Here is a 20866-nt window from a genome sequence, read left to right as displayed (position 1 = left end):
CGCCGGACGCGCTCAGCCCTGATGCGGGCCCGGCAACGGAGGGTTACCCAGAGTCACATCCCTCATCTGTAACGCCGCCACTCCATGGTCGACATGGATACTCACATCGCCGCCAACAGCAAGGCCGCCGTCTCCCGCAGATACCGTGCGGGGAGCGTCTCGTGCATTCAGGATGGCCCGCAGAGCACGGGCTGCCACCTCCCGCTCCTGGTCATCAAGGCTCTCAAGTGCCGTTTCGAACCGTGCTTGCCAAACAGCCTGCTCACCGAGCCGGACCCGCGCGATGTCTTCGTCACCTGCGGCATCGAGCGCTGCCGCGCTCTGCCCCAGGCGTTCCAGCACGGCGCGTTCTCGTGACTCTTGCCCGCGGCCGAACCAGCGAGCGACTTCCTGCTGAAGGCCCTGCCACAAGCTGCTTCCCGCAGCTTGCACCACGGCGGTTCCGCCGGCCGCTGCCAACGCCGTAAGTGCTTCTCCCAGCATTCACTGCCCCGTTCGTCAGACGCGTGACAGTCGTGACCGTAGCGCTACACGCTGTTCACCGACAGCGCTTCCACCAGAAGTGCCATCAGGCGAGTGCGCCTACCATGCACTCCACCAGCCGCGATCAGACTCGCAACAGCTGCGCACATGAGCACGAGCTGAGGAGACGCGTCACCTGAGCCCGAGTCAGAGGCGAGCCGATCAATCATCTTCGGAGGCCAGCACTCCGAGACTGGTGAGCTTCCCGCCGGGAGGGGGGACCGCGCGAGGGCGGGGCGCAGCGCGCACGATTGCGGGGCGGAGCCGTTGCACACCGAAGCCTGGTTTGCGCAATCACTGCGCATCATTCGCAGACATGGCGCATCGATCCGCAGGTCCTAGATCGGGCCAGCTGTCGAATGAGGTGCTGGGCCCGCAGTTCTAGGTCGCTCCTCAGCTCGGGATGGTGGCCGCGGGCGGCGACTTGGAGCAACTGCGCGAGCGCGACGAGTTCACCGATCCGGCCGTGGGGGGTGTCGAGGACGTGAGCGAACTCCTTCCGGATCCGTGCGGCCGTGCGTGGTGCGGCCAGGCCGTAGGCGTGGAGGAGCCCTTCGTCGTAGCCGCGGGGAACGGCGCCCCAGGACTCCCAGTCGAAGATCACCAGGTGGTCGGCGGACAGGTTTGCCCAGTGGAGGTCCGCGTGGCCGGTCACCCATGCGGTGATCCGGACGGGGGGAATGCCGAGGTAGGTGGGGAAGTTCCGGTCGATCCAGTCCTGGCGGACCGCGACGCGGTGGGTGGAGACACCTGCCAGGGCGGTCAGGGCGCCTCGCAGCTCGGCCCACCACACGTCGGGGAGGCCGGCTTCGTGTTCCAGGACGGGGCCGCCGTGCTGGAGGACCGGCCAGGGGACGAGTTCGGACACCTCGGCCCGGTAGCGGTGTTCGCCCGCATTCCAGTCCATCACGTCCACAAGTCGCGGGCGGGGGATCGCCCGTGGGAGGGCCGCGTCGGCGGCCGCCGCGCCGTCCCACAACCTGCTGACGGGTTTGGCCGAGGGCTGGGAGACCACGCGCAGCCACCGGTTGCCGACGCGGCGGCCGAGGGTGCGTCCCTGCCACCCCCAGGACTCGGGCCCTTGGGCTGCGGGCAGCAGGAGCGCCCGCGCGGCGGCCTGGTGCGCCTGCCTCATCCGCTGCTGCTCCACCGGCGTGCGGGGCGGCGAGAAGAGTTGATCCATCACCTTCTCCATCGGGAAAGAGGGAAAGCAAGTAGGGGCGGAGCCCGGAGGAACGCATCCCTCGCCTGCTCGTACGCGGCCTATTCGGGGCCGCCGGCGGGGTCGAGGACCTCGGAGGCCCGGTCGGTGAAGCCGAGGCGTTGTGGGCCCGCGAGCGCCGCGATCATCACGTCGGCCCCGAGCTCGCCCGCGTCCAGACGGACGAGGCGGGAGTCGGCGTTCCCGCGGATCGGCACCGGCGTCAGCTTCGGGTACAGGGCGCGCAGGAGTGCCGTACGGCGGGGTGCGCCGGTGCCGACCCTGGTGCCGGGCGGCAGGTCGGTGAGGGTGGCGGGCGGATGGCCGGCCGGTAGGACGAGGACGTCGCGGGCGTCCTCGCGGGGCAGGACGGCGCCGACGGTGATGCCCGGTGCCCGGTCGTGCGCGCCGGGCAGGTCCTTGGCGCAGGCGATGGTCGCTGAGACGCGGCCGACGAGGAGGGCGAGAGCGGCCTGGAAGGTCTGACCGGGGTCAGGGTCGACTTTCCCGGCCCCGAACGGGCCGTTGATCCAGATGATCACCGCGGCTCCTCGAGCACGGAGGCGATCACCGGCGGGCGGACGGTTTCGTGTCCGGGCCAGGCGAAGACCAGCCTCGCCGAGGGCTTGTCGAGTACGGCACCGTCCGGCAGGAGATCGTCAGGGGTGCCGGCCGGGTGGACGGTCATCGACGGGTAGCCGCTCTCACGGACCTCGGTGTCCCACGTGCGCACGCAGTCGGCGAACCGCCCGGCGAGTTCGTCGGCGGACGGCCCGTAGGCGTGGATGAAGAACTCGCTGCGACGGTCGGCGGCCGTCGGGGCGTCCTTGACGGTGCGGTAGGTCAGGTAGGCCAGGGACCTGTCCGCCACGATCGCGGCCGCGTCCGGCTGCGTGACCAGGGCGGATCCCCTCCGTGCGGACAGACGGCAGAATCCGGTCAGCACGGTCGCGGCGTAGATCTGCAGGGTCTCGAAGTTGAAGTTCCCCCGGACGACGAGGCCGGTGGGCCGCTCGTGCCGGGGGCCGCGCAGGGCCTCGTCGAGGCCGTCGGCGTCGCCGGGTCCGCCGTCCTCCCACCGAACGGTGACCTCGCCGTCGGCCAGAGCGATGCGCGGGGTGGTGCGGCCGGCGGCCCCGCGGTCCCGGACGAAACCGCAATGCGTCCAGTGCTCGCAGTGCAGGACGTCGCCACGACGCTCCAGGGCCAGGGAGCGGGTGTAGCCGCCGATTTCCAGCGGCACCACGAGCCGGGCACCTTGGGCGAGTTGCTCCCGCCAGGCGGGGGCGATGTCGGAGGCGTTGTGGGTGATCATGATGCCGTCGAATCCGCGGGCGGGAACGTGGTCCGGGGCGCCGAGGCCGCCGTCACCCAGGATCGCCGTGACGCGGCCGCTGCCGGCCTCGGCCCCCAGGCGCCGGGTGCGGTGGACCACGTACGGGTCCACGTCCACCGTGACCACGCGCCCCCGGGGGCCCAAGACGTGGGCGATGAGTTCCGCGTTGTAGCCGCCCGACCCGACTTCCAGCACCGTCGTCCGGCTCCCGGCCGGGGCCGTTGGCGTCTGCTGGAGGCGGAGTCGTTCGATCATGTCGGCCTGCAGCCAGGCCGCAGAGACGGAGCTGACCGCGGTCCGGGACTCCTCGCGGACCGTGACCACGGCCAAGTCGGCGTGGTACGCGGTGGCCGGGGGCACCTCGGGCAGGAACCGGTGGCGCGGTACCTCCCGCAGCGCGGCCCGCACCTGCGGGGAGTGGGTCCAGCCCTGCGCGATCACGGTGTCGGCCATCCGCTCGCGCAGCCGCACCGCCTCGGCCGGCTCACCGGCAACCGGCCCGGCAAGGTCCGCACCCGGGTAGGAGTGGACCGGCGCGAGGTCCGGCAGGACCCCCGGCCATACCGCGACCAGGGCGGCAGCCGTCGGAGCGAAGACGGTCCCGAGGCTGGCCAGTTGGTGCAGGTCATGGAACTCCCAGCGGACGAAGCGGTCGGGTTCGGGGAGGCCGAGTTCACCGTCCCAGGAGGTGATGCGGACAACGGCGGTGACGCGGCGCACGTCCGCGCGGTCGTCGTGGAGGATGGTGAGGAGGTGGGCGTCCTCCACCCGTGCCGTGAGCCCGCTTTCCTCCTCGAGCTCGCGCACGGCCGCGGCGGGTGCGGATTCGCCGCTGTCGATCCGGCCTCCGGGTAGCTCCCACATACCGCGTGTGGAGCGGCCCAGCAGCACCCGGCCCGACGGGTCGGTGACCACCGCCGCCGCCCCGAACACGGCCTGCGGCTCCGGCCGACCCTTCTCCTCCGACCGGAACACCCCCGGCCCGCGCAGCACCACCACTGCGAGACCCTCCGTGTCGGAACGCGTCACCTCCTCGAACCCGGCGGTGAGCGCGTCGAGCTCGGCGTCGTCCAGGGCGACGTGGCGCCGCTCGACACCGGAGTGCTCGGCGTGCGGGGTGATCACGATGAGCCGCCCGCCCTCGCGCAGGCGCGCGCACAGCAGACGAAGGACCCGGGCCCGGTCCCGGATGAAGGCGATCGACAGACGCAGCACGACCAGGTCGTAGCCGTCCTCGGCCAGGTCGGCGAGGTCGTCGTGCTCGACGTCCAGGCACAGCCAGCGCACCTTCTTCGCATCGGGGTGCTCCGCACGGGCCCGCTCCAGCGCACCCTCGGCGTAGTCCACCGCGTCGACGGCGTATCCGAGGCCGGTGAGGTGGACGGCCATCTCGCCGGTGCCGCAGCCGACGTCGAGCGCGCGTCCGCCGTCGGGTGCCGGGGCGTGTTCGGCTAGCAGGACCTTCTCCTCCTCCCCGAGTCGCCGGAAGTTCTGTCCGCCGCCGTAGTGCTCGGACCAGTCGGTCCGGGTGAATCCCACAGATCGCTCCTCGTTCGTGAAAGGCCGGGTGGCCGGTGTTCAGGTCAGTTCGACGGGTCGGTACAGGTCGGCCGGCTGCCCGGTCTGCAGCGCCCAGGAGCGATCCCCGTGAGACCGGTGCCACCACTCGGTCCCGGAGTCGATCAAGCCCGCTGCGGACGGGGCGCCGCTGAAGGTGGCGCGGTTCGTGCGGGCTCGGTCGCCGAGGTCGGGTGCATCGGTGTAACGGGCGCCGCCGGATTCCTCGGGGCTGGCGTCGACACGGGTGCCCATGTCGAGCTCGTGGCCGAGGCGGTCGATCGGTGTCACGTCGACGGCCGCGCCGGCGGAGTGGCCTCGCCGCACTCGTGGACGGGGATCGCGGCGACCCTCCGGTCGGACGACAAGACGATGCTGCTGGCGGTCATGCGTCCCCCCAGGTGTCGACGTACGCGGCCACCCCGGTCCGGCGGGCCTCCGCCACGGCGCTCAGCCGTACGAAATCGCGGGCCGGCATCAGCGCCCGCCACTGCGCAAGCGGCAGGACGCGGGCCTCGTCGTGCTCGTGCGGGTTGAGGGTGAGGCCGCGGATCTGGGCGCCGGTGAGGCGCCCCCCGTCGAAGACGAGCTGCAGGGTGCTGTACGGACGCTGGGCCCGGGGCTGCCCGTACACCGTGGCCAGCAGCCGGGGCGGACCCGCGGCGGTCATCCCGGTCTCCTCCCGGCACTCGCGCAGCAGGCCGTCCCAGGGACGCTCGCCGAACTCCAGAGCGCCGCCGATCATGTGCCAGGGGTGGCTCGGGGAGTAAACGGAGTGCAGTTGCAGCGGCTGGTCGTCCTCGTCGGTGACGTAGAGGCACACGTAGGCGGTCGCCCGCGGCAGCGAGTCGGCGTACTGCCGCGGCGGCACCCACGTCGAATCGGGCTGCGCACCGGCCGCTGCGGTGGATCGGCCGTGGCGGGTCATCCGCATGAGCGCCGGACTGCCGGCGAAGCCGAACTCCCGGTACAGGGGTGCGGCCTGCGAGCTGGTGTGCAGCTCGAACAGGGTGACTTCCTCGGTGTCGGCGAGGTGGTCGAGCAGGGCGCCGACCACGGCCCGGGCGTAGCCACGGCGCCGGTGGTCCGGGTGGGTGGCGACCACGTGGACGCGGGCGGCCAGGCCGTGGGGGTACGACGGTGCCGGGAGCACGGGGGCGATCAGGCCGAGGGCGCAGGCGGCCATCGTGCCGTCCGGCGCATCGATGACGAACGCGCGTGCGTCTCCCGCAGGCGTCAGCCGGGGAACCAGCTCGTCCGTGGTCCGTCGGACCCACTCCTCGGTCAGTGGCCGCGACAGGACGTGCTCGGAGCGCATTCGGGTGATCGCTTCGGCGTCGGCGGGTGTGGCCGCGCGGACCGCCGGCCGTGCGGCGGTGTCGGGCGGTTCGGCGATTCGGGTCGGTGTGGTGTCGGGGTTCACCGGGCTTCTCCTGTCGATGAGGGGAGCGCGTCGTGCTCGGCGCGCAGCCGGGCCGGCGTCCGCAGGCCGTGTTCGACCAGTACCAACGTGTCTTTCCGATCGACAGGGCGTGCGGAATGCGGGGGCGGACGCTGCCGGGCCGGGTGTCAGCGGGTGCGGGTGTCGGTGCGGGTGCCGGTGTCGGGCACGCAGGGCAGCCAGGGCACCGCGCTCTCGCGGTAGCTCTGGTTGACAGGGATCAGGTCGGCCGGATTCCCCAGGGCCGACAGGGTGATCGCGATGCTGTCCGCCCCGTCGTCCAGCGCGCACAGCTGGCTCCCGCATTTCGGACAGAAGCCCCGGCGGGAGTCCGGCCACGTGTAGTGCCAGCGCGGCTCGCCTCCGGCGCCCGTCCACCTCAACGTGTCCAGGGGGAAGGAGACCCAGGACATCACCGGGCCGCCGGACAAAGCCTGGCAGTGCCCACAGCTGCACAGATGGGGGTAGTCGGCTTCGCCACTGACCTCGAACCGGGCCTCCCCGCACTGACAGCGTCCCGTACGTGACGTGGTGCTGGATGACGTGGCCATGGGGCAACTCCTCGTGTCGAGCGCTGGGCTGATCGGGCGGGGGCCGGCGTGGTCGGGTGGCCGGGCCGGCGAGAAGCAGGCGGAGGCGGGGCGGCGTCGCGCTGGAGCTGGTCCTCGTCCTTCACGGCCTTCGTCGAGGACCGTGAAGGGGAGGGGTTCGCCCGGGGCCGATTCGGCTCCCGCCTCCGCCGAGCGAACACGTGGCTGTGCAGGTTCGGGATCTTGTTGCCCAAAGTCAGGTAGTTGATCTTCACGGGCTGGTAATGGGCCTCACCAGCCGAACGGATGCGCCGGGTGTGGTGGCCGCCCTCACCAGCCCATCTCCGTATACGGACGCTCGGCCGCGATCCCCTCGATGGCTGCCCGGGCGTAGGCGGCGATCGGCTCAGGAAGCTCGTCCGGATGCCACCACTGCCAGGCCAGGCACTTCTCGGGCTCGCGGACCTCCGGGACGCCCGTCCACCGGCGAGCCCGGAACACGAGGCCGATGCGCGGCCCGGCACCGGGCGGATCGACCAGGTGGACCGTATGCGCGTACTCGACGTCCACGGGGTCGATGACCAGACCGGTCTCTTCGAGGGTCTCCCGGAGGAGGCACGCGATCGCCGGCTCCTGCGCACAATGGCTTGCGGGAAAGTGCCATGTGTCCCCGGCGAAGGCGGAGCCCGGATGGCGCAGCCCGAGCAGGACGCGGCCCTGATCGTCCTCCAGGTAGAGATGGACGCCCAGGACGATCGGAACAGCCCCGTGCGAAGCGGGCGCCGGGCACGGGCCGGCGGCTGCCTCGCGGGCCGCGTGGCGGAGGATGAGCGCGCTCGTGGACGGGCTCAGCCGCAGCCGGGGTAGTTCGTCCGGGCTGAACCAGCGGAGCAGGACGCCTTCCTGGAGATCGAGGACGTCAGGGTCGCCGCGCCACTGGCCGGCGAAGACCTGGACGGGGACGGCGAGTCCGTCGACTCCGGTCGCGACCTCCACCGCGTACGGCTCCAGCTCCCCGAACTTCAGGCCGGGTGCCTGTTCGGCGAGCTCGCGGCGGACGGTGTCCTCAAGTGACCGGTCACCGGGTTCGCGGCCCCCTCCCAAGAGCGCGAACGATCCCGGCTCCCAGGTATCCGGATCGTTGTCGCGCAAATGCAGCAGGTACCGACCCGCGCCGTCGTGCAGCAGTGCGGACGCGTTCACCGGCTCGGGCCGGCCGTCGAGAGCGGACGCCAGGAGCTTGGCGCGCAGAGTGGGCGAGGTGACCTGCTCGAAGGGGAGCCATTGCGCACCGGAGACCTCGTCGTCCTGCAAGACGATCGGGGCAACGCCGTGGGCAAGGTTGAAGACGAATTGGACATCGTAGTGCTGATGTTCCGTTTCGCCCTTGGCCGGCCGGGCAGCGATGTCGTGGATGCCGATGTCGATCGGGCCGTCGAGGAGCTGGTGGGTCAGACACAGGTTGCCGGGCGCGATTCCCACCTCCTCGTGGACTTCGCGCAGCGCTGCGGCGAGCAGCGTGCGATCGGCTGCGTCGACGTGGCCGCCAGGAGGGAGGGCCAGGCCGCTGGCCCTGTGGTGAACGTGGAGAACACGCCGGTGGCGGTCGATCACGACGGCGCTGCACGTGATGTGTCCGGGTACGGTCGTGCGGCTCGTCGGCTCGTCGGGTTCGTCAAGGGCCTTCGACAGGGGCTCCAGGTGACCGTGCTCAGTGGGATGCCGTTCCAGGTATGCGGCCAGGAGGTGGCGGATCTCGGAGCGGGCGGGCGGCATGTCTGTCATGTCTGTACCTCTCGACGTGGGAACGGGCGTTGGTGGGACCGGCCGCTTCGGCCGCAGGTGATCGGTGGCAGACCGCTGCTGCTTGTGGGGCGTTCTGCGAGGCCCGCTGAGGTGAACTCCCCTTCTCGCGAGTCGGGTTGCGCTCAGTCGGCGCTGTCGGGATCAACGAGACGGAGGCGTGGTCGAACACACGTGTTTGAGACGAAGCGGATTCCGTACAGGGGCACGGAAGGCTCCTCGTGCAGGGTGCATCCACCCTTCAGGGGCGCGGCTTCCTCTTCGGGGTGGGGTGGCCGAAACGCCGGTGTTGATACACGTGTGACGGACGAGGTTCCGATGATCTGTCAACATCCCGTTTGGTATTGGGTGGTTGACCCCGGGCGTACGGGAGGACGAGGATCGCGCCATGACGGCAGCGCGGGCACTGCGGGCAGTGCGGGACAACACGGTCGACGGACTGGTGCGCGACAGTGCGCGGCGGGTCCCCGACCGCCCGGCCGTGCGCTACGGCGAGCGGAGCTGGACGTACGCGGAACTCGACGCGGCCGTCACCACCGGCGCCGCCGTGCTGCGGGAGCGGTACGGGCTGGCCGCCGGGGACCGGGTCGCCACCTTCGCCCACAACTGCGACGCCTACCTCCTTGCCTACCTGGCCTGTGCCCGGGCCGGACTCACCCACGTCCCGGTCAACCAGAACCTCACCGGCGAGGACCTCGCGCACATCCTGGACGACTCCGCGAGCGCCCTGGTCCTCGCCGATCCCGACCTGTCCGGACGGATTCCCGACGGGTACCCGGTACGGGCGCTGCGCGATGCTCCCGACTCCTTCCTGGCGGAGCTGGCCGAGCCGCTGCCCTTTGAGGCCGACCGGGAGCCGGGCACGCTGGCGCAGCTCCTCTACACCTCGGGGACCACCGCGCTGCCCAAGGGCGCGATGATGACCCACCGGGCCCTCGCCCACGAGTACGAGAGCGCGATCGAGGCGCTGGACCTGGCCGAGGACGACCGGCCCGTGCACTCACTGCCCCTCTACCACTCGGCCCAGATGCACGTCTTCCTGCTGCCGTACCTGGCGGTGGGAGCACGGAACACGATCGTGGACGCGCCGGTCGCGGAGCAGATCTTCGACCTGGTCGAGGCCGGGCAGGCCGACAGCCTCTTCGCCCCGCCGACGGTGTGGATCGGCCTGGCGAACCACCCGGATTTCGTGGCGCGTGAACTGGGCGCGCTGCGCAAGGCGTACTACGGGGCCTCGATCATGCCGGTCCCGGTCCTGGAACGCCTGCGCGAGCGGCTGCCGGGGCTCGGCTTCTACAACTGCTTCGGACAGAGCGAGATCGGCCCGTTGGCCACCGTCCTCGGACCGCTGGAGCACGAGGGGCGGATGGACTCCTGCGGGCGGCCGGTGCGCCACGTGGAGGCGAAGGTCGTCGACGAGGACGGCAAGGACGTGCCGGACGGAACGGCGGGCGAGGTGGTCTACCGCTCGCCACAGCTCTGCCTGGGGTACTGGAACGACCCGGACGCCACGGAGAAGGCCTTCCGCGACGGCTGGTTCCGCTCGGGCGACCTCGCGGTGCGCGACGCACAGGGGTACTTCACGGTCGTGGACCGGGTGAAGGACGTCATCAACTCGGGCGGGGTGCTGGTCGCCTCGCGGCAGGTGGAGGACGTTCTCTACGCCCATCCGGGCGTGGCGGAGGCGGCGGTGGTGGGGCTGCCCGACGAGCGCTGGATCGAGGCGGTCACCGCAGTGGTGGTTCCGCGCGGGGAGGCGGGGGAGGTGACGGAGGCGGAGCTGATGGCCTACGCGAGGGAGAAGCTCGCCCATTTCAAGGCCCCGAAGCGGGTGCTCTTCGTGGACGCCCTCCCGCGCAACGCCAGCGGCAAGATCCTCAAGCGCGAACTGCGCGACCGCTTCGCGAACCCCGGCCACTGACGCCCTACCGGGGGAGCCCGGTCAGTCCGGGCGCGGCGGGGGCGCGGCGGGGTCCTCGGGAGCGTAGAGCCCACCGCGCCGCAGTCGCCGCCGGGTGAGGTGCTCGTGCACGAGCCGGCCGACGAGCGCGCCGCCGTAGACCACGAAGCCGACGCCGACCAGCCAGGACTGGACGACGAGCAGGGTGCCGAAGGGGCCGTAGATCACCGCGTTGGAGGCGATGAGCGGGGAGAACACCAGCTGCGAGAAAATCCGCAGCCCCAGCAGCCCCAGGCTGGTCGCGACCGCTCCCGGCACCAGGGCGCGCCAGCGGACCCGGCCGCCGAGCAGCAGGCGCTGGGAGACGATGAAGAACAGACAGGTGCCGACGAGGTCCCCCAGGGCGCCGAGCACCGTGCCGATGGCGTTGTTCGACGGAGACGGGATCCCCACGAGCAGGGCGAGGTAGCAGACCAGCAGGGCGAGCCAGACGACGTGCAGCCACATGGTGTGCCAGCGCGCGTTCGGCAGGTCCCAGACCTTTTCGTAGCCGGTCTGCACGGCCGACCCGAAGGTCAGGCCGAACACCGCGAGGGCGGCCAGACCGAACGCGGTGGTCCGCTCCAGCGCCAGGTCCGCGGCGCCGAACAGCATCTCGACCCGGACCCGCGAGGCCTCGGTCACTCCCAGGGCCTGCCCGAGCCACCGGCCGAAGCCCGAGCCGCTCCCGGGTGCGGCGGCCGCTACGACCACCAGCAGCGGCACCAGGGTGAGGAAGCCTAGGGCCGCGAAGCCCATCGCCCGGTGCATCAGCTCCATCTCCCGGCCGCGGCTCCAGGCCAGCCCGATCTGGGAGCCCTGGAGCCGGTCGTAGAGCTGCCGGAGGGTGGAGATCACACCTCATGCACTACCCCCGAGCGCCGCCCCGCTCCCGGGAGCCACCCCGAAGTGAGTCCGAAGGGGTGGTTTCAGCCGCCCGGGCGCGTGTCCCTGACCTCCTCGGCTCCGCGGAGGTCGACCAGTCTCTTGATCTTCCCCACCGAACGTTCCAGCGTCTCCGGGTCGACCACCTCGACCCGGACGGAGACCCCTACCCCCTCCTTGACGGCCCGGACCACGGCGGCGGCAGCGTCCTGCCGCCGCTCGGCGTCCGTCTCCCGACGTGCCTCCACCCGTACCGTCAGGGCGTCCATCCGGCCCTCCCGGGTCAGTCGCAGCTGGAAGTGGGGAGCCAGGCCCGGCGTCCGCAGCAGAACCTCTTCGATCTGGGTCGGGTACACGTTCACCCCGCGCAGGATGATCATGTCGTCACTACGCCCGGTGATCTTCTCCATCCGGCGGAAGGCCGGCCGGGCCGTTCCGGGCAGTAGCCGCGTCAAGTCCCGGGTGCGGTAGCGGATGACGGGCATGGCCTCCTTGGTGAGGGAGGTGAACACCAGCTCGCCCGGCTCACCCTCCGGCAGCACCGCGCCGGTCAGCGGATCGACCACCTCGGGGTAGAAGTGGTCCTCCCAGATGTGCAGGCCGTCCTTGGTCTCCGCGAACTCCTGCGCCACGCCCGGTCCGATGACCTCGGACAGGCCGTATATGTCCACCGCGTCGATGTCGAGCCGTTCCTCGATCTCCCGGCGCATCTCCTCGGTCCACGGCTCCGCGCCGAAGATCCCCGTCCGCAGCGAGGTGGCGCGCGGGTCGATCCCCTGGCGCTCCATCTCGTCCAGCAGGGTCAGCATGTAGGAAGGGGTCACCATGATGACCTCCGGCCGGAAGTCCTCGATGAGCCGGACCTGCCGGTCCGTCATCCCGCCCGACGCGGGCACGACCGTACAGCCGAGGCGCTCGGCCCCGTAGTGCGCGCCCAGGCCGCCGGTGAACAGCCCGTACCCGTAGGCGATGTGGATGATCTGGCCGGGCCGTCCGCCCGCCGCGCGTATGGACCGGGCGACGACGTCCGCCCAGGTGGCGAGGTCCCCGTCGGTGTATCCGACGACGGTCGGCCGCCCGGTGGTGCCGCTGGAGGCGTGGATGCGGCGCACCTGCGAGCGCGGCACGGCGAACATCCCGAAGGGGTACTGGTCCCGCAGATCGGCCTTGGTGGTCAAGGGGAACAGGGAGAGGTCGGCGAGTGACCTGCAGTCGTCGGGATGTACGCCGGCCTTGTCGAAGGCCTGCCGGTAGAAGGGAACCTTCTCGTAGGCGCGGTGCAGGGTCGCGCGCAGCCGGGTGAGCTGGAGGGCGGCCAGCTCGTCGCGGCCCAGCCGCTCGCCCGTGTCGTGGAGATCCGTGTACACCGCCATGCCGTCACCTCATCGTGAGAACCGACCGATCATTCGGTAGATTGCCAGGAATTCGCAGGCTAAATCAATGACTCGAACGAGTGATCGCCCGTTCTGGTGGCCCGCACACCCACCTCCACCCCATACGCCGAGCGCCGTCCCATCCTGTGCGATCCGCGCGGCACGGGCGACTCCGGGAGACCGGCGGACGAGTCGACACCGCCCACGGGGAGGAGGACCGGGACCCGGCCGCGGAACCGGACGGCACCTCCCGCCCCGCCCCGGCGGCCCGGTACGCCCTGCGCCTGCACGGACCGGCGATGTCAGTGCGGGCGCCCACGGCGGGTGCGTGACCACGCGATGCGGCGGGGCCGGGACCCGGCGGGCGGTGGACCTTCAAGATCGGCGGGGTGGCAGACTGGCGGGCCCCACCGCGAACCGAGAGGACCGGGATCATCGTGCGACAGGCACGGGCGCGCACAGCCCTGGCGGCCATGGCGTTGGCGGCACTGACGGCGGCGGCGGCGACCGGCTGCGCGTTCCCACTGCGGGACCTCGGCCCGCTGCCCCGCGGTTCTCGGGTCCGCCGCTGCCTGCCGACGCGGTGGTGTCGGAGATGACCTCCATCCTGGCGGCGGAAGGCATAACGGTGGAGAGGGAACCCTCGGGGGTTCGGCGCACGTGCCACGAACGGCTCTCAGGACGGCATGCGCCGGAGAAGGTGGAGGCCGCCCTGAAAGCGGCCGTCGTGCGGGCCCGCTCCGAGTACGGCTGGCAGCCGGGCCCCGACCTGGGCGGGGAGTTCGTGACCCTGACGAAGAGCAACTGGACGGTCACGACCAGCTTCGCGGGTGACCCGGTACCCGGTCTGCAGGCACCGGTCGCCATGTCGCTGACCTGCGTGGAAGGTGACGACACCTCCACCGCCCCCACGACACCGTCCGCCCCGGCCCTCACACCTGCACCCGCGTCGTCCTGAGCGAGCGCCCGTGCGTCCGCCCGCTCCGCCGCTCGGCTCCTCCAAGTCGGCGGCTGGCCGGACGGCCATCGGTCGCCTCTGCCCGAAGCCCGCGCTTCAGCTGCGCGAGCGGCGCCCCCTCGATCGTCGAGCAGTCGAAGCGGCACTGCTGCTCCACGGCTCACCAGGTCGTCATCCCTTGAGGCGGGTCCCGGCGGCGGGGCGGCGGGGCGGAGGGGCGGCGGGGCGGCGGGGCGGAGGGGCTGAGGGGCGGAGGGGCGCGGACGGTCACTCCGTGTCCGCCTCCGTCGCCACCGCCTTCGCCCAGCGGTAGTCCGCCTTGCCGCTCGGGGACCGCTGGATGGCGGGCGCGATGACCAGTTGCCGCGGGATCTTGTAGCCCGCCAGCCTGGTGCGGCAGTGGCTCTGGATCTGCTCCAGGGAGGGCGCCTCGGCGCCCTCCCGCACCTGGACCACCGCGGCCACGTGGCTGCCCCAGGTCGGGTCCGGGACGCCCGCCACCAGGGCGTCGTACACGTCGGGGTGGGACTTCAGGGCCTGCTCGACCTCCTCGGGATACACCTTCTCGCCGCCCGTGTTGATGCACTGTGAGCCACGGCCGAGCACCGTGACGATGCCCTGCTCGTCGACGGTCGCCATGTCACCGAGCAGCACCCAGCGCTCCGCGCCCTTCTGGAAGAAGGTCTCGGCGGTCTTCCCCGGGTCGTTGTAGTAGCCGAGCGGGACGTGCCCGCGCTGGGCGAGGCGACCCGGCTCGCCCACCGCCACCGGCTCGTGCGTCACCGGGTCCACCACCTGCGTACGGTCGTTGACCTCCAGGCGGAAACCCCTCTCCGGGCCGGAGTCGTCCGTCGCCCGGCCGTTGGACCCCGACTCGGACGACCCGAAGTTGTTCAGCAGCAGCACGTTGGGCACCAGCCGCTGGAACTCGGCGCGCACCGTCTCCGACATGATCGCCCCGGACGAGGAGACGCTGAACAACGAAGACAGGTCCGTGCCCTTGAGCGGGCCGTTCAGGGCGTCGATCAGCGGCCGCAGCATCGCGTCGCCGACCAGCGACACACTGGAGACCTTTTCCTTCTCGATCGTACGGAGCACTTCCTCGGGCGCGTACTTCCGGTGGATGACCACCCGCTGGCCGTAGTTGAAGGCGATGAACGAGGTCAGCGTCGACGTGCCGTGCATCAGCGGGGGCGCCGGGAAGAAGGTGAGCCCGGCGCCGCGCGCCGCGACCCGTTCGGCCAGTTCCTCGGGCCTCTTCACCGGTTCGCCCGAGGGCTCGCCGCCGAAGAGCCCTGCGAAGAAGAGGTCCTCGGCCCGCCACATCACGCCCTTGGGCATGCCCGTCGTGCCGCCGGTGTAGATGATGAACAGGTCGTCGGGGCTGCGCGGCGGGAACCCGCGCCCGGGCGAGCCGGCCGCCTCGGCGTCCGCGTACGGGACCGGCGCGATCGAGGGCTCCGGGGCGCCCTCGGGAGCCTCGCCGACCCGGATCAGGTGCCGGAGCTTCGTCGTCTGCGGCAGTGCGGCCGCGACCCGCTCGGTGAACTCGCCCTCGAAGACGAGGGCCGCGAGGTCGGCGTCGTCGTAGAGGTAGACCAGCTCTTCCTCCACGTACCGGTAGTTGACGTTCACCGGGACCAGCCGGGCCTTCAGGCAGGCCAGCACCGTCTGTAGGTACTCGATCCCGTTGTAGAGGTGAAGTCCCAGGTGCTCGCCGGCCGTCAGCCCGCTGTTGAGCAGGTGGTGCGCGATCCGGTTCGCCGCCGCGTCGAGCTCCGCGTACGTCAGGCGGCGCTCGGCGCCGGTCCCGGGGTGGTCCACGTACACGAGGGCCTCGCGGTCCGGGACCACGTCCACGACCGACTCGAACAGGTCGGCAAGGTTGTACTCCACCGTTCCTCCTGACCCCCGTGACTGGTCTGCTCCGGCGGTCATTAGAGCGTCGGAGACGGCAACTGGGAAGGGCACCATCCAAGAAATCTGACTGGATGTCAGAAAACTATTGAACTGCACCCTCCCCTACTGCAACCTGTTCTAGGTCTTGAGACGGGAGGACGGCAATGGGTGGGACTGAACACCTGACCGTGGATCGCCGCGGCGCCACGCTGGTGCTCACCATGAACAGGCCCGAGGCGAAGAACGCGCTCTCGCTGCCGCTGCTGGTGGGCCTGTACGACGGCTGGCTGGAGGCGGACGCCGACGACGGGATCCGCTCGGTGGTCCTCACCGGCGCCGGCGGGGACTTCTGCGCCGGAATGGACCTCAAGGCCCTGGCCGGGAAGGGAATGGCGGGAGACCAGTACCGGGACCGCCTCAAGGCCGATCCCGACCTGCACTGGAAGGCGATGCTGCGCCACCACCGGCCGCGCAAGCCGGTGATCGCGGCGGTAGAGGGTTACTGCGTGGCCGGCGGCACCGAGATCTTGCAGGGCACGGACATCCGGGTGGCGGCCGAGGGCGCGACCTTCGGGCTGTTCGAGGTCAAACGCGGGCTGTTCCCGATCGGCGGCTCCACGGTGCGGTTGCCGCGCCAGATCCCGCGTACGCACGCCCTGGAGATGCTGCTGACCGGCCGCCCGTACTCCGCCACCGAGGCCGAGCGGATCGGGCTGGTCGGGCGGGTGGTGCCGGATGGTACGGCGCTGGCGGCGGCCCTGGAGATCGCGGAGCGGATCAATGCGTGCGGGCCGCTGGCGGTGGAGGCGGTCAAGGCGTCGGTCTACGAGACCGCCGAGCTGACGGAGCGGGAGGGACTGGCCTCGGAACTCCTGCGCGGGTGGCCGATCTTCGACACCGCCGATGCGAAGGAGGGGGCGCGGGCCTTTGCGGAGAAGCGGCCCGCGGTGTATCGGCGCGAGTAGTCGGGGCCGGCCGGGCCGCCCGTGGCTGCCGCCTGTGCCCGTGCCCCGGGTGCGGCGCCGTTGCGGGGGCGCTGCCCCCGGACCCCCGCGCCTCAAACGCCGGCGAGGCTGAAAGAGGGGGCGCTGCCCCCGGCGCCTCGAACTCCCCCAGCTACCGCAGGCGGGTCGAAACGGCTCGTGCCCACCGTCCGTACTGGAAACGATCGCATCGGAGAACCGTCATGACAGCTGCCTCCCCACCGGAGGTGCTCCGCGCGCCCCTCATCGTCGAGTTCCCCTTCACCCGGTCCCTCGGGCCCGTCCAGAGCGCCTTCCTCACCGGGCTGCGGGAGGGCGTCGTCCTCGGTGTGAAGACCTCGGGCGGCAAGGTGATGGTCCCGCCCGTCGAGTACGACCCCGTCACCGCGGAGGAGATCCGCGAGCTCGTCGAGGTCGCCGCCACCGGCACCGTCACCACCTGGGCGTGGAACGACCGCCCCCGCCCCCAACAGCCCCTGGCCACCCCCTTCGCCTGGGTGCTGGTCAAGCTCGACGGCGCCGACACCGCACTCCTGCACGCCCTCGATGCGCCCGGCCCAGACAGCGTCCGCACCGGCATGCGCGTACGGGTCCGGTGGGCCGCCCATCGCACCGGAGCGATCACCGACATTGCCTGCTTCGAACCGTACGACGGCCCCGCCGGCAAGGAGGCCGTCCCGCACGACGGGGGCTTCGCCGGCGCCGGCGCCGTCACTGGCATCGTCGCCGAGGCCCGCCTCGACTACGTCTACAGCCCGGGCCGGGCCCAGACCGCGTACATCGAGGCCCTCTCCGACTGGCGGACCGTCGGCGAGCGCTGCCCCTCCTGCCACAAGGTGTACGTCCCCCCGCGCGGCGCCTGCCCCACCTGCGGGGTCGCCACCACCGACCGCGTCGAGGTCGGCCCGGCCGGCACGGTCACCACGTACTGCATCGTCAACATCAAAGCCAAGAACCTGGACATCGAAGTCCCGTACGTCTACGCCCACATCGCCCTCGACGGCGCCGACCTCGCCCTTCACGGCCGGATCGGCGGCATCCCCTACGACCAGGTCCGCATGGGCCTGCGCGTCGAGCCCGTGTGGACCGAGGGCGGTCGCTACCCCGACCACTACCGCCCCACCGGCGAACCGGACGCCGAGTACGACGCGTACAAGGAGCTCATCTGATGGCCCGATACGCCCGCGAGGTCGCGGTGGTCGCCTTCGCGCAGAGCGACCACCTGCGCCGCACCGACGAGCTCAGCGAAGTCGAGATGGTCATGCCGGTCCTGCACCAGGTGCTGGCCGCCACCGGCCTCAAGGCCGGCGAGATCGGCTTCACCTGCTCCGGCTCCAGCGACTACCTGGCCGGCCGCGCCTTCTCCTTCACCATGACCCTCGACGGGGTCGGCGCCTGGCCGCCGATCTCCGAGTCGCACGTCGAGATGGACGGGGCCTGGGCCCTCTACGAGGCCTGGGTCAAGATCCAGACCGGCGAGGCCGACACCGCGCTCGTGTACTCGTACGGGAAGTCCTCACCGGGGTCGGTGCGCGACGTGCTGACCCGCCAGCTGGACCCGTACTACGTCGCCCCGCTCTGGCCCGACGCGGTGGCCCTGGCCGCCCTCCAGGCCCAGGCCTTGATCGACGCGGGCGAGACCGACGAGAGCGCCCTGGCCGCCGTCGGCGCCCGCAGCCGGGCCGATGCGGAGGGCAACCCGCACGCCCAGCTCCGCGGGCCCGTCCCGCAGGGGGATTACCAGGTCAGGCCGCTGCGCACCGGAGACTGCCCGCCCGTGGGCGACGGCGTGGCCGCCGTCGTCCTGGCCGCCGGCGACCTCGCGCGGCAGCTGTGCGAACGCCCCGCCTGGATCACCGGCATCGACCACCGCATCGAGGCCCATAGCCTGGGCCTGCGCGACCTCACCGACTCCCCGTCCACCCGGCTCGCCGCCGAACACGCCGGCGTCTTCGAAGCCCCGGTGGACACGGCCGAACTGCACGCGCCGTTCTCCTCCCAGGAGGTCGTCCTCCGCAAGGCCCTCGGACTCGCCGACGACGTGACCGTCAACCCCTCCGGGGGAGCGCTCGCCGCCCATCCGATGATGGCCGCCGGCCTGATCCGCATCGGCGAGGCGGCCGCCCGGATCCACCGGGGCGCATCGCGGCGGGCCGTCGCCCACGCCACCTCCGGCCCCTGCCTCCAGCAGAACCTGGTCGCCGTCCTGGAAGGGGACGCAAGGTGAGCAAAGAGCCCGTGGCCATCGTCGGGATCGGCCAGACCAAGCACGTGGCGGCCCGCCACGACGTGTCCATCGCCGGACTGGTCCGCGAGGCGGCGGCGCGCGCCCTCGCGGACGCCGAACTGACCTGGGCGGACATCGACGCGGTCGTCATCGGCAAGGCCCCCGACTTCTTCGAGGGGGTGATGATGCCCGAGCTGTACCTGGCGGACGCCCTCGGCGCCGTCGGCAAGCCGATGCTGCGCGTGCACACGGCCGGTTCGGTCGGCGGGTCCACCGCCCTGGTCGCCTCCAACCTGGTGGCGGCCCGCGTCCACCGCACCGTCCTCACCCTCGCCTTCGAGAAACAGTCCGAATCCAACGCCATGTGGGGCCTGTCGCTCCCCGTCCCCTTCCAGCAGCCGCTGCTCGCCGGCGCGGGCGGCTTCTTCGCCCCGCACGTACGCGCGTACATGCGGCGCACCGGCGCGCCGGACACGGTGGGCTCGCTGGTGGCGTACAAGGACCGGCGCAACGCGCTGAAGAACCCGTACGCGCACCTGCACGAGCACGACATCACCCTGGAGAAGGTCCAGGCGTCACCAATGCTGTGGGACCCGATCCGCTACTCGGAGACCTGCCCCTCCTCCGACGGGGCGTGCGCGATGGTCCTCACCGACCGGGCGGGCGCGGCCCGTTCGCCGAAGCCGGCGGCCTGGGTGCACGGCGGGGCGATGCGCAGCGAACCCACCCTCTTCGCGGGCAAGGACTTCGTATCGCCGCAGGCCGGCAAGGACTGCGCGGCCGACGTCTACCACCAGGCCGGCATCACCGACCCGCGCCGGGAGATCGATGCGGTCGAGATGTACGTGCCGTTCTCCTGGTACGAGCCGATGTGGCTGGAGAACCTCGGCTTCGCGGCGGAGGGCGAGGGCTGGAAGCTCACGGAGGCCGGTGTCACCGAACTCGATGGGGACCTTCCGGTCAATCCGTCGGGCGGTGTGCTGTCCACCAACCCGATCGGCGCCTCCGGCATGATCCGCTTCGCGGAGGCGGCCCTCCAGGTCCGCGGCCAGGCCGGGGAACACCAGGTTCCGGGAGCCCGTCGGGCGCTCGGCCACGCGTACGGCGGCGGCGCGCAGTTCTTCGCGATGTGGCTGGTGGGGGCAGAAGAGCCGACCTCCTGAACACGGGCCCGGCCGACGACGGAGGGGCCGGCCGGGGAGTCGGACCGGCCACGGGTGACTCACCGTGGCCTGTCCGGCACCCGCCGCGGTGGTTAACCTTGCCCCCGGACGACGTACCGGGAGGAGCACGCACGTGGCCGAGAGCATGACTTCACAGCCCCTCGCTGGTTGGGGGAAGCCGGACCTCGATCTCACCGGGGCGGACTGGCAGTCGAGCAGCCGGGGAGTGGGCGACGTCCAGATCGCCTTCGTCGAGGGCTTCATCGCGATGCGCAACAGCGAGCGCCCCGAGAGCCCTTCGCTGATCTTCTCGCCGGACGAGTGGCACAAGTTCGTGCTGAACGCCCGGGGCGGTGAGTTCGACCTGACCTGACCAGGCACCGTACGTACGCGGCGCACCACCGGGCGCGGAGCCGCCGGCCCGGTGGCCGCCGAAATCCCCTGGATGTCGGCCCGGGGCGCCGGGCAGGATGGGGCGCATGACCTTCACCCGCCGAAGGGCCGATGCCGCGTAGCCGGCCGGGGGCGTTGCGCGCCGCACGAGGAACCCACGCCGGCCGCCGGGCACCCGCCTGGGCGCGTGAACTGCCCCTCGTGGACCGACTGTCACCCGCCGCGAGCGCGGAGGTCCACCGGACGGCCGGCGCCCGCCTCCATCCTCTCGGCGACCTCCTGCGCCGCTACCGCGTCTTCCTGCGCAGCCCCGGCCCGCGCCTGCGGCTGACCTACGCCGTCTGCCCGGCCCCGTCCTGCGCCATCGACGACGTCGCAACGGTCCGCGACGAACTGGCCGACGCCTACCGGACCCTGCCGCCCGTGGCCCGACGCGCGCTCGGCGACGTACTGCGTCCCTTGGACGCGGAGTTCCGCAGGCGGACCGTCTTCGACCGGGACGCGGCCACCACGGACCGGTCGGGCAGTCCGCGCCCGTGGTGGCACCGGCGGCTGTACGAGGACTGACGAGAGGCGAGCGAGGGGGCAGGACACCCGCCGCGTCGCCCGCCTCCCGATGAACCGACCACCCGCCGGGGCGATCGGTAGGGTGGCCA

At 71.7% G+C, this 20866-nt stretch carries 19 protein-coding genes; 9 read left to right on the top strand and 10 right to left on the bottom strand.

The annotated features are described in order from the left end of the window. Positions 1-93 precede the first annotated feature (93 nt). Complete coding sequence (locus tag ACIQK6_RS03155; protein WP_329105507.1) at positions 94-357, top strand: hypothetical protein; 264 nt, start codon at positions 94-96, stop codon at positions 355-357. A 469-nt stretch (positions 358-826) separates the two neighbouring features. On the opposite strand, the gene ACIQK6_RS03150 is transcribed toward ACIQK6_RS03155, so the two are convergent. The 7 genes from ACIQK6_RS03150 to ACIQK6_RS03120 all read right to left on the bottom strand — a co-directional run bounded on the left by ACIQK6_RS03150 (position 827) and on the right by ACIQK6_RS03120 (position 8372). Then, positions 827-1705: a hypothetical protein gene (locus ACIQK6_RS03150; RefSeq protein ID WP_402694181.1), complete on the bottom strand. Its 879-nt coding sequence runs from the start codon at positions 1703-1705 to the stop codon at positions 827-829. A gap of 80 nt (positions 1706-1785) precedes the next feature. Beyond that, the gene (locus ACIQK6_RS03145) at positions 1786-2265 is read right to left on the bottom strand and encodes a hypothetical protein (protein WP_329105511.1); all 480 of its coding nucleotides are present in this window, start codon (positions 2263-2265) and stop codon (positions 1786-1788) included. After that, entirely contained in the window at positions 2262-4598 is a 2337-nt protein-coding gene (fxlM, locus tag ACIQK6_RS03140) for a methyltransferase, FxLD system (protein WP_329105513.1), read from the bottom strand. Before fxlM ends, ACIQK6_RS03145 begins: the two co-directional genes overlap by 4 nt. A 39-nt stretch (positions 4599-4637) precedes the next feature. Then, positions 4638-4943, bottom strand: a complete 306-nt coding sequence (locus ACIQK6_RS03135) for a M15 family metallopeptidase (protein WP_402694180.1) — start codon at positions 4941-4943, stop codon at positions 4638-4640. A 58-nt stretch (positions 4944-5001) separates the two neighbouring features. Next, positions 5002-6039, bottom strand: coding sequence for a GNAT family N-acetyltransferase (locus ACIQK6_RS03130; protein WP_402694179.1), 1038 nt, complete (start codon positions 6037-6039; stop codon positions 5002-5004). A gap of 146 nt (positions 6040-6185) precedes the next feature. Beyond that, on the bottom strand, positions 6186-6608 hold the full coding sequence (locus ACIQK6_RS03125) for a GFA family protein (protein ID WP_329105519.1): 423 nt from the start codon (positions 6606-6608) through the stop codon (positions 6186-6188). A 309-nt stretch (positions 6609-6917) separates the two neighbouring features. Beyond that, positions 6918-8372, bottom strand: a complete 1455-nt coding sequence (locus ACIQK6_RS03120; protein WP_402694178.1) for an NUDIX domain-containing protein — start codon at positions 8370-8372, stop codon at positions 6918-6920. A 406-nt stretch (positions 8373-8778) separates the two neighbouring features. Between ACIQK6_RS03120 and ACIQK6_RS03115 the strand changes: the two genes are divergently transcribed. Further along, positions 8779-10311, top strand: a complete 1533-nt coding sequence (locus tag ACIQK6_RS03115) for a fatty acyl-CoA synthetase (protein ID WP_402694177.1) — start codon at positions 8779-8781, stop codon at positions 10309-10311. A 21-nt stretch (positions 10312-10332) separates the two neighbouring features. Here the strand turns inward: ACIQK6_RS03115 and ACIQK6_RS03110 are convergent, their stop codons facing one another. Together ACIQK6_RS03110 and paaK are read right to left on the bottom strand one after the other, a co-directional pair. Then, positions 10333-11187, bottom strand: coding sequence for a YhjD/YihY/BrkB family envelope integrity protein (locus tag ACIQK6_RS03110; RefSeq protein WP_329105523.1), 855 nt, complete (start codon positions 11185-11187; stop codon positions 10333-10335). 71 nt (positions 11188-11258) lie between these two features. Further along, a complete protein-coding gene (gene paaK, locus ACIQK6_RS03105; protein WP_329105525.1) occupies positions 11259-12587 on the bottom strand; it encodes a phenylacetate--CoA ligase PaaK in 1329 nt (442 codons plus the stop codon). 595 nt (positions 12588-13182) lie between these two features. Between paaK and ACIQK6_RS03100 the strand changes: the two genes are divergently transcribed. Next, on the top strand, positions 13183-13545 hold the full coding sequence (locus ACIQK6_RS03100; RefSeq protein ID WP_402694176.1) for a hypothetical protein: 363 nt from the start codon (positions 13183-13185) through the stop codon (positions 13543-13545). A 267-nt stretch (positions 13546-13812) separates the two neighbouring features. Here ACIQK6_RS03100 and ACIQK6_RS03095 read toward each other — a convergent pair whose 3' ends face one another. Continuing rightward, on the bottom strand, positions 13813-15441 hold the full coding sequence (locus tag ACIQK6_RS03095; protein ID WP_329105529.1) for an acyl-CoA synthetase: 1629 nt from the start codon (positions 15439-15441) through the stop codon (positions 13813-13815). Positions 15442-15608: 167 nt separating this feature from the next. On the opposite strand from ACIQK6_RS03095, the gene ACIQK6_RS03090 reads away from it, so the two are divergent. From ACIQK6_RS03090 to ACIQK6_RS03065, 6 genes are all read left to right on the top strand, one after another. Further along, positions 15609-16409 (top strand): crotonase/enoyl-CoA hydratase family protein, encoded by an 801-nt coding sequence (locus tag ACIQK6_RS03090; RefSeq protein WP_329105531.1) that lies wholly within the window; start codon positions 15609-15611, stop codon positions 16407-16409. A gap of 221 nt (positions 16410-16630) precedes the next feature. Continuing rightward, on the top strand, positions 16631-17596 hold the full coding sequence (locus ACIQK6_RS03085) for a Zn-ribbon domain-containing OB-fold protein (protein ID WP_402694175.1): 966 nt from the start codon (positions 16631-16633) through the stop codon (positions 17594-17596). Next, positions 17596-18654, top strand: coding sequence for a thiolase domain-containing protein (locus ACIQK6_RS03080; RefSeq protein ID WP_329105534.1), 1059 nt, complete (start codon positions 17596-17598; stop codon positions 18652-18654). Before ACIQK6_RS03085 ends, ACIQK6_RS03080 begins: the two co-directional genes overlap by 1 nt. Next, complete coding sequence (locus ACIQK6_RS03075; protein WP_329105535.1) at positions 18651-19817, top strand: thiolase domain-containing protein; 1167 nt, start codon at positions 18651-18653, stop codon at positions 19815-19817. Before ACIQK6_RS03080 ends, ACIQK6_RS03075 begins: the two co-directional genes overlap by 4 nt. A 145-nt stretch (positions 19818-19962) precedes the next feature. Next, positions 19963-20190, top strand: a complete 228-nt coding sequence (locus ACIQK6_RS03070; RefSeq protein WP_376112602.1) for a DUF397 domain-containing protein — start codon at positions 19963-19965, stop codon at positions 20188-20190. A gap of 221 nt (positions 20191-20411) precedes the next feature. Then, a complete protein-coding gene (locus ACIQK6_RS03065; RefSeq protein ID WP_329105537.1) occupies positions 20412-20777 on the top strand; it encodes a hypothetical protein in 366 nt (121 codons plus the stop codon). Positions 20778-20866 lie beyond the last annotated feature (89 nt).

Source organism: Streptomyces sp. NPDC091682 (genome assembly GCF_044756625.1).
Classification (GTDB): domain Bacteria; phylum Actinomycetota; class Actinomycetes; order Streptomycetales; family Streptomycetaceae; genus Streptomyces.
This window is presented reverse-complemented; position numbering and strand designations above follow the sequence as displayed.

Coding starts and splice junctions, on each gene's coding strand:
- ACIQK6_RS03155 (WP_329105507.1), top strand. CDS start 94: ATGGATACTCACATCGCCGCCAACAGCAAGGCCGCCGTCTCCCGCAGA.
- ACIQK6_RS03150 (WP_402694181.1), bottom strand. CDS start 1,705: ATGGATCAACTCTTCTCGCCGCCCCGCACGCCGGTGGAGCAGCAGCGG.
- ACIQK6_RS03125 (WP_329105519.1), bottom strand. CDS start 6,608: ATGGCCACGTCATCCAGCACCACGTCACGTACGGGACGCTGTCAGTGC.
- ACIQK6_RS03120 (WP_402694178.1), bottom strand. CDS start 8,372: ATGACAGACATGCCGCCCGCCCGCTCCGAGATCCGCCACCTCCTGGCC.
- ACIQK6_RS03115 (WP_402694177.1), top strand. CDS start 8,779: ATGACGGCAGCGCGGGCACTGCGGGCAGTGCGGGACAACACGGTCGAC.
- paaK (WP_329105525.1), bottom strand. CDS start 12,587: ATGGCGGTGTACACGGATCTCCACGACACGGGCGAGCGGCTGGGCCGC.
- ACIQK6_RS03100 (WP_402694176.1), top strand. CDS start 13,183: ATGACCTCCATCCTGGCGGCGGAAGGCATAACGGTGGAGAGGGAACCC.
- ACIQK6_RS03090 (WP_329105531.1), top strand. CDS start 15,609: ATGGGTGGGACTGAACACCTGACCGTGGATCGCCGCGGCGCCACGCTG.
- ACIQK6_RS03085 (WP_402694175.1), top strand. CDS start 16,631: ATGACAGCTGCCTCCCCACCGGAGGTGCTCCGCGCGCCCCTCATCGTC.
- ACIQK6_RS03080 (WP_329105534.1), top strand. CDS start 17,596: ATGGCCCGATACGCCCGCGAGGTCGCGGTGGTCGCCTTCGCGCAGAGC.
- ACIQK6_RS03070 (WP_376112602.1), top strand. CDS start 19,963: ATGACTTCACAGCCCCTCGCTGGTTGGGGGAAGCCGGACCTCGATCTC.